The sequence below is a fragment of the Candidatus Babeliales bacterium genome (assembly GCA_019749895.1).
Lineage (GTDB): Bacteria > Babelota > Babeliae > Babelales > RVW-14 > AaIE-18.
The window spans coordinates 320,167-333,458 of sequence record JAIEPG010000002.1 but is presented as its reverse complement, the minus strand read 5'-3'; the positions used below and the strand labels follow the sequence as shown (position 1 = coordinate 333,458).

The window sequence follows — 13,292 nt, the reverse complement described above, 5'->3', positions numbered from 1 at the left end:
AATCCACCTAACTTTTTTGAGCTTTTTTAGGAACTTTTGACTGCAAGCCACATCTCTTCAAGTTTTTTGCGTGGCGTGTCGTTATGTAACAAATGAAGCTTAGCAAAGATATCGTCACTTGGGAAAAAATGCTTATTCTTTGAAAATTTTGGATCTATCAGATCATACGCCAAGCGATTGGAAGGATTGTAACCATAATACTCGGCATTGGCAGCTGAATTCTTTTTAGATAACATAAAATTTATAAAAGCATGCGCTTCATCAATTTTTTTAGATTCTGCTGAAATACAAAAACCTTCCATCGTAAAAATGCTGCCTTCAGTTGGAATGTGAAAACCAACATCATCAGAGGTTTCGTAAATTCTACGAATGTACTGGTTTGACGTGATAGCAACTTGAATAACGTCGGCCAAAAAGAAGTAACGCAAATCTTGATGGAAATAATTTTCGGCCCATTTTTTTTGCTCGAGCAATACTGTTTTTATTTTTGCAATACGCTCGTCGGTAAAGTCTTGCGCATGCTTGCTCCCAAATAAATAGAAGCCAGCAAAACAACTCATTTCTCGTGAGTCTTCAAGTACCGCAATTTTGTACTCATCGGTAATTAAATCTGGATGCACCAAACGCGAAGGCTTTTCAAAAATTAACGAAAGACTAATTTCTTTTGGATCTTTTGAGAAAATATCTTTTTTGTACGCAATGCCGTACGGCGCCCAACCACCAGGCAATGAATATTTGTTTTCAGGATCGCAAAAGCGATTCATCAAACGCTTGTCTAACTCTTCCATCAGGGGTATTTTGCTGTGATCAAGGGGCAAAAGCAGGTCTTCTTTACGTAACAAATCTATCATGTACGCCGTTGGAATAACCACGTCGTAACCCTTACCGCGCGTTATCTTGAATTTTGCCAAAAGCTCTTCGTTGCTATCAAAATATTTTAGACCAACTTTAATACCAAACTGCTCTTCAAATTCTTGTGCAGTTTCTGGCGCAATCATGTCGGCAAAGGCATAAACATACAATTTTTTGTCATCGACTAACAACTCTTGCACATGTGGAATGTACAAAAAGAACCCAATAACGCTCACATAAAACATCGTGATAAGAAAACGAATACCACATTTACGCACAAAAACTGGATCTAAGGTAAAAAATTTATTCATGACCAAGCACCTGATCGGCAACACCAAGCGCGCATAACAAGAGCACAACCACACTACTCACCACCAAGAAGCACGCAGAAATAGCATTGATGGTTGGGTCTATACCGGCACGCGCCAACGAATAAACGTAAACCGAAAGTGTTTGTACCGATGGGTTTGAACAAAAGAATGCTATTAAAAAATCATCAAGCGAAAGGGTAAAAACCAATAATGACGATGCCAAAAGCGAGGGCGTGAGCAAGGGAATATAAATTTTACGCAATGTTTGGCCATAGGTCGCTCCAAGATCGAGCGACGCTTCAGTTAAAAATGGATCAAGCTCCACAAAGCGAGCACGCACAATAGGCACTACAAAACCAAGACCTAAAAGCGTATGCCCAGTAATTAAGCTACCATAACCCAACGGGATATTGAAAAATACAAAAGTACTTAAAAGCCCAATAGACATAACAATTTCTGGCAACAAAATATTTGGATAAAAAATATTAAAGAGAAAGGGCGTCTTCCACCAGCGACTTGCCAGCACAAAACAGGTACCCAGCAAAACGCTTAAAAAAGTAGCGCTAATGGCAACAATAACAGAAACTTGCAGCGATTCTAATAAATCGGTATTTTTTAAAAGTTCTTTGTACCAACGTAAGGTAAAACCAACCCAACGAGCCGAAACTTCAGAATCGTTAAACGAAAAAATTGCCAACACCACAACGGGCAGGTACAAAAACAGATAGGCAAGCATTACAAAAACTGGATGCACCAGCCTAAAGAAAAAGCGTCTATTTTCAACCATTTCTTACACGTCCTTCATGAAATCTGCATGCAACTTACGCATAACACGCTTAAGCGTTTTATGAATGTTGTCTAAACAATAACCAAAAAACAACATAGAAACGGGAAAGCTGACCATCACCAGCGCTAAAGCGGCTCCGGCACGCCAATCTCGTGATATTAAAAAGTTGTTAACAATAATGTTGCCTAAAAATATGGTCTTGCCGCCACCAAGCAATGTTGGGACAGCAAACTCTCCAAATGAAGGCAAAAATACCAAAACAAAACCGGCATAAACACCCGGTAACGATTGAGGAAAAATAACACGACGAAGCGTGTCAAAACGTCCAGCACCAAGATCTGCTGCCGCTTCAAGCAGTCGCTTGTCCATGCGCTCAAGTACCGTAAAAATGGGTAAAATCATGAACGGCAAATACACCGAAACCATGCCCACAATGACTGAAAAATAACTGTTTGTCAGATTAACTGATGGTGACAAAAGGCCAGTCCAGTAAAGAAACTGATTTAAGAAACTATTTTTGTCGAGCAAAAACATCCACGCATAAATTTGCACAATTAAACTTGTCCACGAAGGCAAGATTAACGAAAAAAGCAAAATGGTGCGAAAACGCTTTTGTACCTTGAGCGCCAAAAAATAGGCAACCGGATAGGCAATAAAAAATGAAACAATAGTTGTTGCAAGCGCCACGCTTAGCGAATTTAAAAAGACCCTAAAATAAATGGCCGAAAATATATCACGATAATATTTGAGTGTAAGCGTAAACGTATGCGTGGTTTCAGAATAGTCACAAAAACTATACAAAACGAGTAATGCTAATGGCAAGTACAAAAAGAACAGCTGCCACAACAAAACAGGGCACGAGAGAAAAAACGAAAATTCTTCAGCAATTAAGCCACGTAATCGTTTCATTAATATTCCAACAGCCCAACGTTTTCTTTTTGAAAGTACAAATACACTTCATCATCATAATCAATAGTTTCTGAAGGAAAATGCTCATCATTTTGTTGAAACACCATCAAGCGTTGTCCATTGTCTACCGTCACCCGAAAGGCTGTTGAGCGACCATAATAAATCATATCAACTACTTTGCCTTTCACACAATTTGAAAAGCCTTCATTCGGGTTTTTTGTGATATGAATTTTTTCTGGCCTAATATTCATAAGCAAGCGGCAACCGGAAATTAACCACGGCTTTTCCAACGGAAAATAAACAGAATAAGTACCCAAGCCATCAACATTTACCATCTGCTTGCCTTCAATCACGTGGTAGGTACCTTCAATCAGATTAGTACTGCCTACAAACGTTGCTACAAAGCGGGTGGTTGGAAATTCGTAAATTTCTTTAGGTTTGCCAATCTGCTCAATTCTGCCATTGGTGCTCATAATTGCCATTTGGTCGGCAACGGTTAATGCTTCAAATTGATCATGCGTTACGTACACAAAGGTTGTTTTAAGCTTGAACTGCAAGTCAATCAACTCAAGCAGCATTTTTTCTTTAAGTTTAAGATCTAGCGCTGCCAAGGGCTCGTCAAGCAACAAAACTTCTGGTCTGTTAATAACGGCACGCGCAAGCGCCACGCGCTGTTGTTGCCCACCCGAAAGACTGCGAGGATATTTATTTTCATGGCCAATCAAGCGCACAATACTCAATGTTTCAGCTACACGCTCATCAATTTCTTTGCTTGGCACACCTTTAACACGCAGGCCAAAAGCAACATTTTCAAAAACGGTTAAATGAGGGAAAAGGGCGTATTGTTGAAAGACGGTATTAACACGACGCTTGTTGATGGGAACATTGGTAATGTCTTCATCGCCTAAAAAGATTTTACCTGAATCTACCGACTCAAGTCCGGCAATAAGACGCAACAACGTTGTTTTGCCGCACCCACTGGGCCCAAGCAATGCAAAAAACTTACCGGCAGGGATTTCCAGCGAAAGATTATCAATGATAACTTCGCCGTCATGATATTTAGTTACTGATTCAAATCTAATGCGTCTCATCTATCGCCCACCTTTTAATCAAAAAAGATTACCTGCTTATTTTTTGGCCTTACCAAACTTGGCTTTACCAAACAAGGCAGGAATTACCACGTCGGCCAATGTGCAGGGAATAAGCACAACAACGATCATGTACAAAAACACAAAGCCCATTCTTGTCCACCAGTCATGAAAACCAAAGCTCACCAGATACAAAATAGAAGCCATGGAACTGATAAAAATATGGAAGAAGTGGAAGCTTACTGAATAAAAAACTTGGCGACTGCGCTCGTGCCCACTCATGACCCAACCATTAATAATACCTACTATCAGAAACGGAAGCACGGTGTCGAGATGTTTTAAAAAACACCAATGAAAGTGCATAGACAAGTCAATAAACCTGCCACCAAGATACGGCAATATTGCATCGGACAACGTACAAAAAATAGCAGGCACACAAAACCCAACGGCTATGCCGCCAAGCGTACTCTTGGAATATTTACGAAACATTAAAATAGTTCCAGTACCCGCAAATAATAAATGAAGGTAATGAAAATTATGGAACAATTTGTAAGCAATTGAATGGTGCCCGTGACCATGGTGCGCTTCGCCGCCAATTGACAATAAGCTTAAAAAAACCATCGACAGCGCCACTGAAAAAATGGCAAACGGCAAATGGCACAAAATCTCTTCCCAAATCGTGTGGTGATGCTCTAAAACGCCATGATCTTTGTGGCCGTTTTCTATATCAGAATGGTGGTGGTCGTGTTTCATAGTTACAACTTTCTCATTACTCATTTTTTTGACTTACTCAATACCTTAAAAATTCTTTGCCTGTGCACCTTTAAAGATAGCCCCAAAAGGCCTAGAGCGCAAATAAAACAGGGAGAATTATGATATCGGATAAAAAATGAATGTAAAGAACCGCCAAAAAATTTCAATATGAAAACTTTACACTACAAATAGCACTCAAAAGAGCTTCAAACCATCGCAATACCTTGTCTACAAATCTGGACCAAGAAATCCAAAACCGCTCGTTCTTTGACTTCTGGCACGCCCTTTTTCTAAACTCACCAATAATTGGGTTGCGGTTTAACCGGGGAAAGGGACGTGTCATGAAAAAATTAATCGCTCTTTGTTTTTTTTTGAGTATACTTGCCAGTCTAAAAAGTGCAGGCACGTACAAAGAAACAGGCGACAGCGAACTGTTGGAACGTTATGGAGATCTGTTGCCAGAATGTGCCCAAGAGCTCTGTTACAAAGCATTATGCCAGCGCGTAATAAGTTTTTTAAAACCACGCCGACTTTTTGCCAAAGAAAATGCCGGTGTAAAATATACGCTAAACCACTATGCGCTCAATGCGTTTTTGGCCGCCCATCAGAAAACCATTCCCCAAAAGAGCATGTGGTTTACTAAAGAAGACTTTTTTTCAAGAAACGAAGAGATTGTTTTAGATACATATATTGCATTTGTTACACAAGAAAGAACAGAAACAAAAACACCAAACCGCATCGAAGCACTCTGTCACGCGATATGTTTAAGATTTCTTGGCAGTAGAATTCCAGATCCAAAAATCTTAACAGAAGACCCTCTCGACAGCGGCTGCATCATTTTTTAGAACCAAATAATTTAGTTAGAAAAACACACCAGGACGCTCATGAAGAAAATTTTATCGCTACTTTTTTTAATAACAATTCTACCTCTCAATTTGTTTTCATGCGCAGGATTGCCAAGTAAAAAATCATGGAATGATAACAAATCAGACGATATAGCCTTGCCCGATCCTAAGATTATCAATTTCTTCGTTAAGAAATTTCTTAGCGATGAGAAAGTTTATAACACCTCACAAAAAGAACAAGCAAGCGCTTTAATGTACGCACAACAACGCCTTCTTAAAATTCATCAAACGCAACGCTTTGGTGTTTTTTGCCAACCAAAACAAATATATAGCCACATCCACCTTTCTCCGTTGGGAAAAAAATATCGAGATTTTGTTGAAGAACTAAGAAAATATTTTCCTGAAGATACAAGAAATATCGCCGAAAAAGAATGCCACTCCCTCTTTTTAAAATGGATGGGTCAGCAACCACTTTACTGCTGGCATTTCACTGAAAAAGATGTGCGTGCACTCACACACGGGCTGTATCTAGGTTATCTCTTCATCTACAATGGCTACGTTTACCGCAGAGTTTATACCGGCAAGAAGGTAATTAGCTATTTAGAAACACGATTTCTGAATCCACAACAATATGACTCACTCAATTTTCGATAAAAAACTTTTTCTCGATCATAAATTACTCGACATCCCAAAACTATTCTCTTAGACTATTTCTCCACGAAATGATACGATTGCATGGGCTTCCTGCAATAAATTAACAACTTCTTTTTTTTAACAATAGGATTTTTACTATGCTTCGCTCGGCCAAAAAATTTATGATCATTGCTGTTTTATTTTCAGCATCATGCTCACTACAAGCAGCTGACAGTGCACCAGAATTTCCAGGCGCAGATGAACAGGCCGCTCCAAAAATTGTTGTTGATAAAAAAATCTTACAACTATGCTATGCCCACCTCATTCATTTTCTTGTCCAAAAATTACCTGGATCAGGCGCTATAAAAATACAAACTCTAGAAAACAAAAAAGTATCTTTATCTGGCATTAATGCCGATGCATTGAGCTTTCTTGTTGGTCATGCTTACACAGCACTTGGAAGCATTCGACGTTCAGCTTCTTTTTCTCAAATCGCTCATATTAAACCAGTAGAATTAGTAGACACCTACAAACAATGGCTCGACGAAACCATTAACGAAGACGTTTACATAAAAGTAAGCGATAACCAAGCAGATCAAGAAGAAATCAAGCAAAATATACGTAACATTTTTCATAAACTTTTAATTTATCTCACGGGAAAACCAGTTCCTGGAACAGGCGGTTGCTCGATTTCCTAGTTTTTTAGGTTAAGAATATGTTTACAAAAATCGCACTTTTTTCTTTGTTTGCTTGTGTATCATGCTCTCTGCACGGAATGGCATTCAGACTGGAAGACATAGAAACCTATGACGTTATGGATAGCAGCTCTAAAACACAAAAGACTTACTTTAAAGCACTCACCGCATTTATATTAAAATCTCTGCGCGGAACCGATCGCATTCAGATTAGATATATAACTGGCCACACCACGGAATTTGTTGGCATAAATAAAGATGCCTTTAATGAACTGGTCCAGCTTGCACAAACCGAATTAGACTACGCAAAAGAACATCCTAAATCTTTCGAAAAAGAAGCAAAACAATCAATAACAACTTTTAACGAATGGGACCATCGCGCAGGAAAAGCCTTTTGGGAAGCAGATTATGAGCTCTTGAGTTTGGTTGATGCTCCAAAAGTCCATCACGAGGTACATCCAAAAATTATACGCCTCAACTTTAATAAAATGCTAGTCTACATTTCTAACCCCTCGTTTTTTTCAAACCTGTGGGCATTATTTTGAGAAATTCAATGCTAAAAAAATTTGCTCTTTTTTCTTTGCTTTTTTTCACCGCCAACTCGCTACACGGCGCTGCCGGAAGCAGATTGAGCGATGTTGAAAGAAAAGCGCTCAAGCCAGTAGCAGAATTTTATTATTATAAACTTTTGCAATTCATTCAAAACCATGTACGCGGCACCGATCAAGTTGTTGTACAAAACTGGAAACGTGAAGAAACAATATTGGACAATATCGATCAAGCCGGGCTTGAAGATATGAAGCAATACGCCGGCATAGCTTTTTTTATGGCAAAGACAGCTGAAAATGCCCACCGCTTTGGAAAAAGTGTTGGAGGAATATCCCAAAATTCGCCTGCGCCCAACACTGCCTGCGCTGCATATGTTCACTTGATACAAACAACGCGCCCTGAACAACACCAAGATCGTACTCAAGAATTTGTAGCACACAATTTTCACATGACGTTACTTTTGATGCTTGGTGTTGATATAAAAGCTCTCGAGCAACAAGCGTGTGAGACCCTTGCTACAGCAAGTTCAACAGAGATCACTTCCGTACATATTCCTGGCAAATCTTTAAATTTGGAACCAAGATTTCGTTCAGATCAAGAATTAGAAGACGACGACATTGACCCAGAACGCTGCTTAATGGGCAAGCTTGCGTGCTATTGCTTATGTTCGATTTATTCAGGCGTTATTTACTTGAAAGAGAGATTCTATGTTTAAAAAAATTACTCTTTTTTCTTTGCTATTTTTTGCCTCGTACTCGCTGCACGGCGCGGCCAGTAGCGAGAAAACAGATGTCACACAATGTTCAATCGTCATAAAATCAGGCTATATTTGCGCATTAAGAGAGTTTATCCAAAATCACTTGAAGGGTGACACGCGCGTCGCGGTAAAACTAGCAAGCCCACATTGTTCCGTTTGGTACAATGTAAATAAACACGCTCTCGGCTATATTGTGGAATTTGCAGCCAGCAAAATACTGCTGCGAGAACTAAAAAACCGAGGCCTTGAAACCAAAATTATGCCACCCAGGAGAACCACCAAGGAAATTGGCACTGCCTGGCAACACTACCTTAATTTTGTAAAAAAAACCACGCCTGCACACCACCGCCATCTTGATCAGAAAATAATTGAAGATAATTTTCACAAAATGTTATTGTACATGCTCGACGAAAAAATACCAACGGCAGACGAAATGCTCAAAGCTGCAGAGCAATTGACAAGTCAACGACAATTGCTCGATGATGGTAATAATGAAGAAGAATTGCGCGAAGATAATTGCTGGCGTTGTTTGTTTCTTGCCGGACTTACAGCAATAGGCTTGTACGGCGCGTACCACGACCATCAAGAATGATTATTATTTATAAAAAAGGATGAATTCTATGAAGCTTTCTCTTCGTGCTCTTTTTTTATTTTTGTTTGTTTTTGGCAACAATTCAGTTAATAGCGCTAGCAATCCTTACGATATTTCAGCAAGCTCTGAAACAACTAAACAGTCGTATACACAGATGCTTTTGAATTTTATTCAGAAAAATGCCTGGGGCAAAGACAGCGTAATTATACGTAGAAATAGCAAGCAAGAAACAATCTATAATGTTGCTGGGAAAGCCATACAATCTCTAATGCGCTGTGTTCACGCTAAACTTCATAAAGATAAACTTACATTAGCTTCAACCTTGCAAAATACAGAAAAGAATGGGCGAGAACTGTGGAGCAAATACCAAAAGTTTGTTACAGATAAGAAGAGGTTTCCCAAGGGCCACGAACAATTTGTATCTCGTAAAATAATCATCAACAACTTTCACCAAGCATTCCTTGTTCTCATTGGCAGACCAACTGAAAGTTTGCCTGCAACCTCTCAAGCACCTCAAAAATATGCGACTAATTTTTCACAAAACAGTCAAGACAATGAACGAGAAACAGATTGTTGTTGCTCTTTTGGCTGTGTTTGTTTTTGTGCGGCAATGGGAATACCACTCGTAATAAGTTATTTTCTCTAACAATTTTACCAAGAAAGATGATAATTATGTCCTTCAAAAAATTTATACCTGTTTTCTTGTTCATAGCAACACTAGGCACGCTCAACGCAGCCGCCAACAACGAAAACAACATTGAAACGAGCTCTGAAAAAGTACAAGATGCCTACTTCTTTTCACTTCTTCAATTTATTCAAAACCATGTGAGAGGCAAAGATACCGTCATACTGCGCAACTGGCAGGGAGAAGAACGAGAGCTTGATGGTATAAACAAAGAAGTCTTAATGTTCATGACAAGCCACGCAAAAACAGCAGCTGCTTGCATCAGAATGAAACAAATAACTAGAGAAGTTTCACCACATCTAGAAGACCTTGTGCAAGGTTTTGTCACATTGCGTGGGCAAGAGAAAATCGCAACCTATGAACGATTTGCCAAAACAATTCCTGTGCTGGTTACCAAACACCACCAAAACCAAGAATGCGTGGAATTAAATCTGCATAAAACCTTGATAAACGCAATGGGACAAGATATTGGCTGCATTGAGAGAGAAGCGAAAACAATGCTCAGTGCGATTGTTGATGACCAACTGCAAAGATAATTACATCAAATGAATTTATAGAAAGAACAAGGAAACTCATGAACCGCACACTATCAACACTTTTTTTCTCAGTTCTAATTTTTTCCTCAACAGCACTTTATAGCGCTGCCGTCAACAACGAAAACAACATTGAAACGAGCTCTGAAAAAGTACAAGATGCCTACTTCTTTTCACTTCTTCAATTTATTCAAAACCATGTGAGAGGCGAAGATACCGTCACACTGCGCAACTGGCAGGGAGAAGAACGAGACGTTGAGGGCATAAACAAATTTTGGTTAGCATATATCACCGAAGACGCACTAACAGCAGCAACGTTGCTGCGCGCAAACCAAATGCATAAAAACCTTCCTGAAGAAGTACGAATCTACAACAACTTACTTCATCAGCCTTTATTGCCTAAAGAAAATCTTACCAAAAAATATGAAGCTTTTGCCAAAACAACTCCCAAGCTCATTGCACCGCATCACCAAGATCAGGAGTGCATAGAACTCAATATTCACAAAACATTGATGCACGCAATGAATAAGAACATTGCTAAGATTGAAGTAGAAGCAAAAAAAATACTCAGCGCTCTTTATCCAGATAAGGAAGTTCATGAAGAGTAAACTCTCTAAACTCTTTTTTTCTCTTTTTCTTTTTTCATCAGCAGCACTTTATGGCTCAGCAGAAGGTCTTTACAACATTGAAACATGCAGTCCAGAAATCAAACAAGAATATGTTAAATTGATAGCTAATTTTATCCAAGAACAGATACCTGGCAACAATACTGTTATTATTAAAAATTGTGATGGTACCACAACCAAGCTAAGCAAAATAAACAAAAAAGAACTTTGCCAAATCTCTACTTACGCAAAAACACGCCTTGCTCGCTATTACGCACGAATTGAAAATCCCAAGGTTCTTATCTGTTCTACCTATTTGAATTTTATTGCAACAACTTGCCCACGCTTTCATCAGGATATTGACCGGACAACTTTGGAACTCAATATTCATAAAACACTACTTTACATGCTAGGTTTTGATATAAAAAAATTACAACACGTGATAAGAAATAACAGCAAATGCCCATTTTTTATGCTTTGTATCAAATTTTTATAAATAAAGAAAATAGTGTGAATATTATAAAGGAACAGTATGATAAAACATTGTGTACTCTTGCTTGTTCTTATGCTACCAACACAAGCCCAAACTGCCTGTGGTAGCCCCTCAAGGCAAGAAAGTAGCATATTCAGACTCTCAGGAGCTCAACTCGATGCAAAGAGCTACCTAACAAAGTTCATTTTTGAAAATCTTCTACTTTCCAATAAAGATACACAAAATACTATTACATACTTTGTGCTCAATCTTTACAAAAACATGTCGCCGTTAAAACAGGATGCACGAATTATCACCGAGTACGAAACAATAGTTAAAGGACTACGTCAGGGACATCCCAATCTTTCAGAAAAAATAATCCACGAGATTTTCTTAGGCCTCATGGGCTGCATCACAACAAATCTTGCTGAGCAATTAAAACTGCCAAGCATCAAAACAAATGACGATAGTGAACAATGTGACAGCGAGTTCTATGAATAGCAAACTTGCACATGAACTTGCTTGAGCTTGGTAAGATCTACTATAGTTCCAGCCATTGGCTTTTGTTCAACAATTTTTAATTGCTCTTGAACAACTGGCTGAGCATCTTGGCCAACAACCTGAACATCAATATTTGAACGTTTAAAAAACTCTTGAACAGAAACAAGCGTCAGGCCAACAACGTTAGGCATCAACACCAGCTCATCGTCACCAGCAGAAATATACGCCGTCATTTTGAGCCGATCAAGTGGCTGACCAGGGCTTACTGACTGCGCAAAGCATGCATTTTTTGGATAGCGACTGGCAAGTAAGACCTGCTTAATAGTTACTTTTGCTTGGGCTGCTTGGCGTTCAAGAGCAAGGCTATCTTTATTTAAAAGATCGGGAGCTAAACTTTGTGGCGGCTTTTTAGCAATCGTTACAAAAATTTGTTGGTTGGGGCGCACACGCTGGTAGGCCGCTGGCGCTTGCTGCAAAATAGTACCTTCAGGAAATTGATCATCTTCTTTTTCTGCCAACAACCGCAGTGCAAGCTGTTGGCGAGCCAAAACGCTCACTGCTTCTTGCACGTTTGAACCCATCACACTAGGCACTTCTACCGTTTTTTGCTGCATAAAAAAATAGGCAACGGTATAACCCAAAACAAAAAATATGAAGGGCAGAGCCCAGATATAATAAGAAAGCTGTTTGAAAATCTTCATAGCGTGCACACTCGCTGGTAAAAAAAGAGCCGCACTTTTTGTTCAGTGCGGCACGATTATCCATAGATGTTTCTTTTGGGTTTGCTTGTAAGCTGGATTCTGTACTCTGACCGTTCGTTAACGCGTTGTCAAAGTAGCAACCATCTATCTAAGCGACTAACCCGCAGATATGTAAGAACAAGAAACTCGTCATCTGCTGCTCTGTCTTGCTCCAGGTGGGGTTTGCCTCGAGAGTACATTACTGCACTCAAGCGTGCGCTCTTACCGCACAGTTTCACCCTTACCGTTAAATTGCTTTAAAGGCGGTTTATTTTCTGTGGCACTTTCCGTGGACTTACGCCCCCCTCACTTGAAACCATGTTCTCGTGAGGCACCTCTCTTGTTTGGAGTCCAGACTTTCCTCTCACGCGCAAGCAAGGCCTGCACGGAGCGATTGCCCCACATACCCAAAAGAATCAAATATGTTACTAATAGTGTAGCAGAGATCTTTGCAAAGATCACCAGCAAACTCACATTTTGGCCTAAAATAAGCTTTTTTACTAAAAATTGGTCGGCCAAAAGGGCCAAAACTGCCAATGCTGGTACCGCCAGCTCCCCATTGCCTCGAACCATTTTTTTTATAACCAAAGCAAGAGTAAAGAGCGGCAGCAGGTATAAAAGAGCTAAACCAAAGCGTCCGTGCAAAAAGCAGTCTTGTAACAAAAAAAAGATTAACGAAAACCACCATTGCACGCTCAGCTCTTTGCGCTGGCAGCAGTCAAACGTAACGCTAAAAAGATGAACCAAAAGAGTAGACACAAGCCATTGCTTGGCTAACGCAAAGCAAAAAAAATCGATGAAAAAAAATACAAGAAACAGCATACTACGCCCTTTATTTAGACCAAGGGTGCCGTTCAAATCCTTCGACAAGCTCAGGACGAACGGCGGATATGATACTTTATTCAACTGCCCACTACGCCTCTTGTCCTTCGTAGCCCGTTCGTCCTGATCCCTCGTCAAGCTCGGGACTAAAGGCCCTTCCCGC

The 13,292-nt window shown here is 39.7% G+C and carries 17 protein-coding genes and 1 other RNA gene; 11 read left to right on the top strand and 7 right to left on the bottom strand.

Features of this window, described 5'->3' with window-relative positions:
• Window positions 1-26: 26 nt before the first annotated feature.
• From K2W90_02480 to K2W90_02460, 5 genes are read right to left on the bottom strand one after another with little or no spacing between them, the layout of a single operon-like run.
• A complete protein-coding gene (locus tag K2W90_02480) occupies window positions 27-1,163 on the bottom strand; it encodes a spermidine/putrescine ABC transporter substrate-binding protein (protein MBY0353208.1) in 1,137 nt (378 codons plus the stop codon).
• Window positions 1,156-1,950 (bottom strand): ABC transporter permease, encoded by a 795-nt coding sequence (locus tag K2W90_02475; protein ID MBY0353207.1) that lies wholly within the window; start codon window positions 1,948-1,950, stop codon window positions 1,156-1,158. Before K2W90_02475 ends, K2W90_02480 begins: the two co-directional genes overlap by 8 nt.
• A gap of 3 nt (window positions 1,951-1,953) precedes the next feature.
• Window positions 1,954-2,859 carry an ABC transporter permease gene (locus K2W90_02470; GenBank protein ID MBY0353206.1) on the bottom strand — a complete coding sequence of 302 codons (906 nt, stop codon included), beginning with the start codon at window positions 2,857-2,859 and terminating at the stop codon, window positions 1,954-1,956.
• Window positions 2,859-3,950 (bottom strand): ABC transporter ATP-binding protein, encoded by a 1,092-nt coding sequence (locus tag K2W90_02465; protein MBY0353205.1) that lies wholly within the window; start codon window positions 3,948-3,950, stop codon window positions 2,859-2,861. Before K2W90_02465 ends, K2W90_02470 begins: the two co-directional genes overlap by 1 nt.
• Window positions 3,951-3,986: 36 nt before the next feature.
• Complete coding sequence (locus K2W90_02460; protein MBY0353204.1) at window positions 3,987-4,700, bottom strand: hypothetical protein; 714 nt, start codon at window positions 4,698-4,700, stop codon at window positions 3,987-3,989.
• 341 nt (window positions 4,701-5,041) lie between these two features.
• Between K2W90_02460 and K2W90_02455 the strand changes: the two genes are divergently transcribed.
• From K2W90_02455 to K2W90_02405, 11 genes are all read left to right on the top strand, one after another.
• Window positions 5,042-5,545 (top strand): hypothetical protein, encoded by a 504-nt coding sequence (locus K2W90_02455; GenBank protein ID MBY0353203.1) that lies wholly within the window; start codon window positions 5,042-5,044, stop codon window positions 5,543-5,545.
• A gap of 39 nt (window positions 5,546-5,584) precedes the next feature.
• Window positions 5,585-6,199 carry a hypothetical protein gene (locus tag K2W90_02450; GenBank protein MBY0353202.1) on the top strand — a complete coding sequence of 205 codons (615 nt, stop codon included), beginning with the start codon at window positions 5,585-5,587 and terminating at the stop codon, window positions 6,197-6,199.
• A 137-nt stretch (window positions 6,200-6,336) separates the two neighbouring features.
• Window positions 6,337-6,876: a hypothetical protein gene (locus K2W90_02445; protein MBY0353201.1), complete on the top strand. Its 540-nt coding sequence runs from the start codon at window positions 6,337-6,339 to the stop codon at window positions 6,874-6,876.
• Between the two features lie 17 nt (window positions 6,877-6,893).
• The gene (locus tag K2W90_02440) at window positions 6,894-7,418 is read left to right on the top strand and encodes a hypothetical protein (protein MBY0353200.1); all 525 of its coding nucleotides are present in this window, start codon (window positions 6,894-6,896) and stop codon (window positions 7,416-7,418) included.
• Window positions 7,419-7,426: 8 nt separating this feature from the next.
• The gene (locus K2W90_02435) at window positions 7,427-8,137 is read left to right on the top strand and encodes a hypothetical protein (GenBank protein ID MBY0353199.1); all 711 of its coding nucleotides are present in this window, start codon (window positions 7,427-7,429) and stop codon (window positions 8,135-8,137) included.
• Window positions 8,130-8,771 carry a hypothetical protein gene (locus K2W90_02430; protein ID MBY0353198.1) on the top strand — a complete coding sequence of 214 codons (642 nt, stop codon included), beginning with the start codon at window positions 8,130-8,132 and terminating at the stop codon, window positions 8,769-8,771. The genes K2W90_02435 and K2W90_02430 overlap by 8 nt, the downstream gene beginning before the upstream one ends.
• A 28-nt stretch (window positions 8,772-8,799) precedes the next feature.
• Window positions 8,800-9,417, top strand: coding sequence for a hypothetical protein (locus tag K2W90_02425; protein MBY0353197.1), 618 nt, complete (start codon window positions 8,800-8,802; stop codon window positions 9,415-9,417).
• A 26-nt stretch (window positions 9,418-9,443) separates the two neighbouring features.
• Window positions 9,444-9,992, top strand: coding sequence for a hypothetical protein (locus K2W90_02420; GenBank protein MBY0353196.1), 549 nt, complete (start codon window positions 9,444-9,446; stop codon window positions 9,990-9,992).
• A 38-nt stretch (window positions 9,993-10,030) separates the two neighbouring features.
• On the top strand, window positions 10,031-10,597 hold the full coding sequence (locus K2W90_02415) for a hypothetical protein (protein MBY0353195.1): 567 nt from the start codon (window positions 10,031-10,033) through the stop codon (window positions 10,595-10,597).
• Complete coding sequence (locus tag K2W90_02410) at window positions 10,587-11,090, top strand: hypothetical protein (GenBank protein ID MBY0353194.1); 504 nt, start codon at window positions 10,587-10,589, stop codon at window positions 11,088-11,090. Before K2W90_02415 ends, K2W90_02410 begins: the two co-directional genes overlap by 11 nt.
• Window positions 11,091-11,126: 36 nt before the next feature.
• Window positions 11,127-11,567 (top strand): hypothetical protein, encoded by a 441-nt coding sequence (locus K2W90_02405; protein MBY0353193.1) that lies wholly within the window; start codon window positions 11,127-11,129, stop codon window positions 11,565-11,567.
• On the opposite strand, the gene K2W90_02400 is transcribed toward K2W90_02405, so the two are convergent.
• Window positions 11,558-12,268, bottom strand: a complete 711-nt coding sequence (locus K2W90_02400; protein MBY0353192.1) for a PASTA domain-containing protein — start codon at window positions 12,266-12,268, stop codon at window positions 11,558-11,560. The genes K2W90_02405 and K2W90_02400 overlap by 10 nt on opposite strands.
• Before the next feature lie 72 nt (window positions 12,269-12,340).
• Window positions 12,341-12,717: RNase P RNA component class A (rnpB, locus tag K2W90_02395), an RNA gene on the bottom strand.
• Window positions 12,718-13,292 lie beyond the last annotated feature (575 nt).

Excerpts from the sequence above, each read along its gene's own strand:
- K2W90_02480 (MBY0353208.1), bottom strand. The coding sequence starts at position 1,163 with ATGAATAAATTTTTTACCTTAGATCCAGTTTTTGTGCGTAAATGTGGT.
- K2W90_02475 (MBY0353207.1), bottom strand. The coding sequence starts at position 1,950 with ATGGTTGAAAATAGACGCTTTTTCTTTAGGCTGGTGCATCCAGTTTTT.
- K2W90_02470 (MBY0353206.1), bottom strand. The coding sequence starts at position 2,859 with ATGAAACGATTACGTGGCTTAATTGCTGAAGAATTTTCGTTTTTTCTC.
- K2W90_02465 (MBY0353205.1), bottom strand. The coding sequence starts at position 3,950 with ATGAGACGCATTAGATTTGAATCAGTAACTAAATATCATGACGGCGAA.
- K2W90_02460 (MBY0353204.1), bottom strand. The coding sequence starts at position 4,700 with ATGAAACACGACCACCACCATTCTGATATAGAAAACGGCCACAAAGAT.
- K2W90_02455 (MBY0353203.1), top strand. The coding sequence starts at position 5,042 with ATGAAAAAATTAATCGCTCTTTGTTTTTTTTTGAGTATACTTGCCAGT.
- K2W90_02450 (MBY0353202.1), top strand. The coding sequence starts at position 5,585 with ATGAAGAAAATTTTATCGCTACTTTTTTTAATAACAATTCTACCTCTC.
- K2W90_02445 (MBY0353201.1), top strand. The coding sequence starts at position 6,337 with ATGCTTCGCTCGGCCAAAAAATTTATGATCATTGCTGTTTTATTTTCA.
- K2W90_02440 (MBY0353200.1), top strand. The coding sequence starts at position 6,894 with ATGTTTACAAAAATCGCACTTTTTTCTTTGTTTGCTTGTGTATCATGC.
- K2W90_02435 (MBY0353199.1), top strand. The coding sequence starts at position 7,427 with ATGCTAAAAAAATTTGCTCTTTTTTCTTTGCTTTTTTTCACCGCCAAC.
- K2W90_02430 (MBY0353198.1), top strand. The coding sequence starts at position 8,130 with ATGTTTAAAAAAATTACTCTTTTTTCTTTGCTATTTTTTGCCTCGTAC.
- K2W90_02425 (MBY0353197.1), top strand. The coding sequence starts at position 8,800 with ATGAAGCTTTCTCTTCGTGCTCTTTTTTTATTTTTGTTTGTTTTTGGC.
- K2W90_02420 (MBY0353196.1), top strand. The coding sequence starts at position 9,444 with ATGTCCTTCAAAAAATTTATACCTGTTTTCTTGTTCATAGCAACACTA.
- K2W90_02415 (MBY0353195.1), top strand. The coding sequence starts at position 10,031 with ATGAACCGCACACTATCAACACTTTTTTTCTCAGTTCTAATTTTTTCC.
- K2W90_02410 (MBY0353194.1), top strand. The coding sequence starts at position 10,587 with ATGAAGAGTAAACTCTCTAAACTCTTTTTTTCTCTTTTTCTTTTTTCA.
- K2W90_02405 (MBY0353193.1), top strand. The coding sequence starts at position 11,127 with ATGATAAAACATTGTGTACTCTTGCTTGTTCTTATGCTACCAACACAA.
- K2W90_02400 (MBY0353192.1), bottom strand. The coding sequence starts at position 12,268 with ATGAAGATTTTCAAACAGCTTTCTTATTATATCTGGGCTCTGCCCTTC.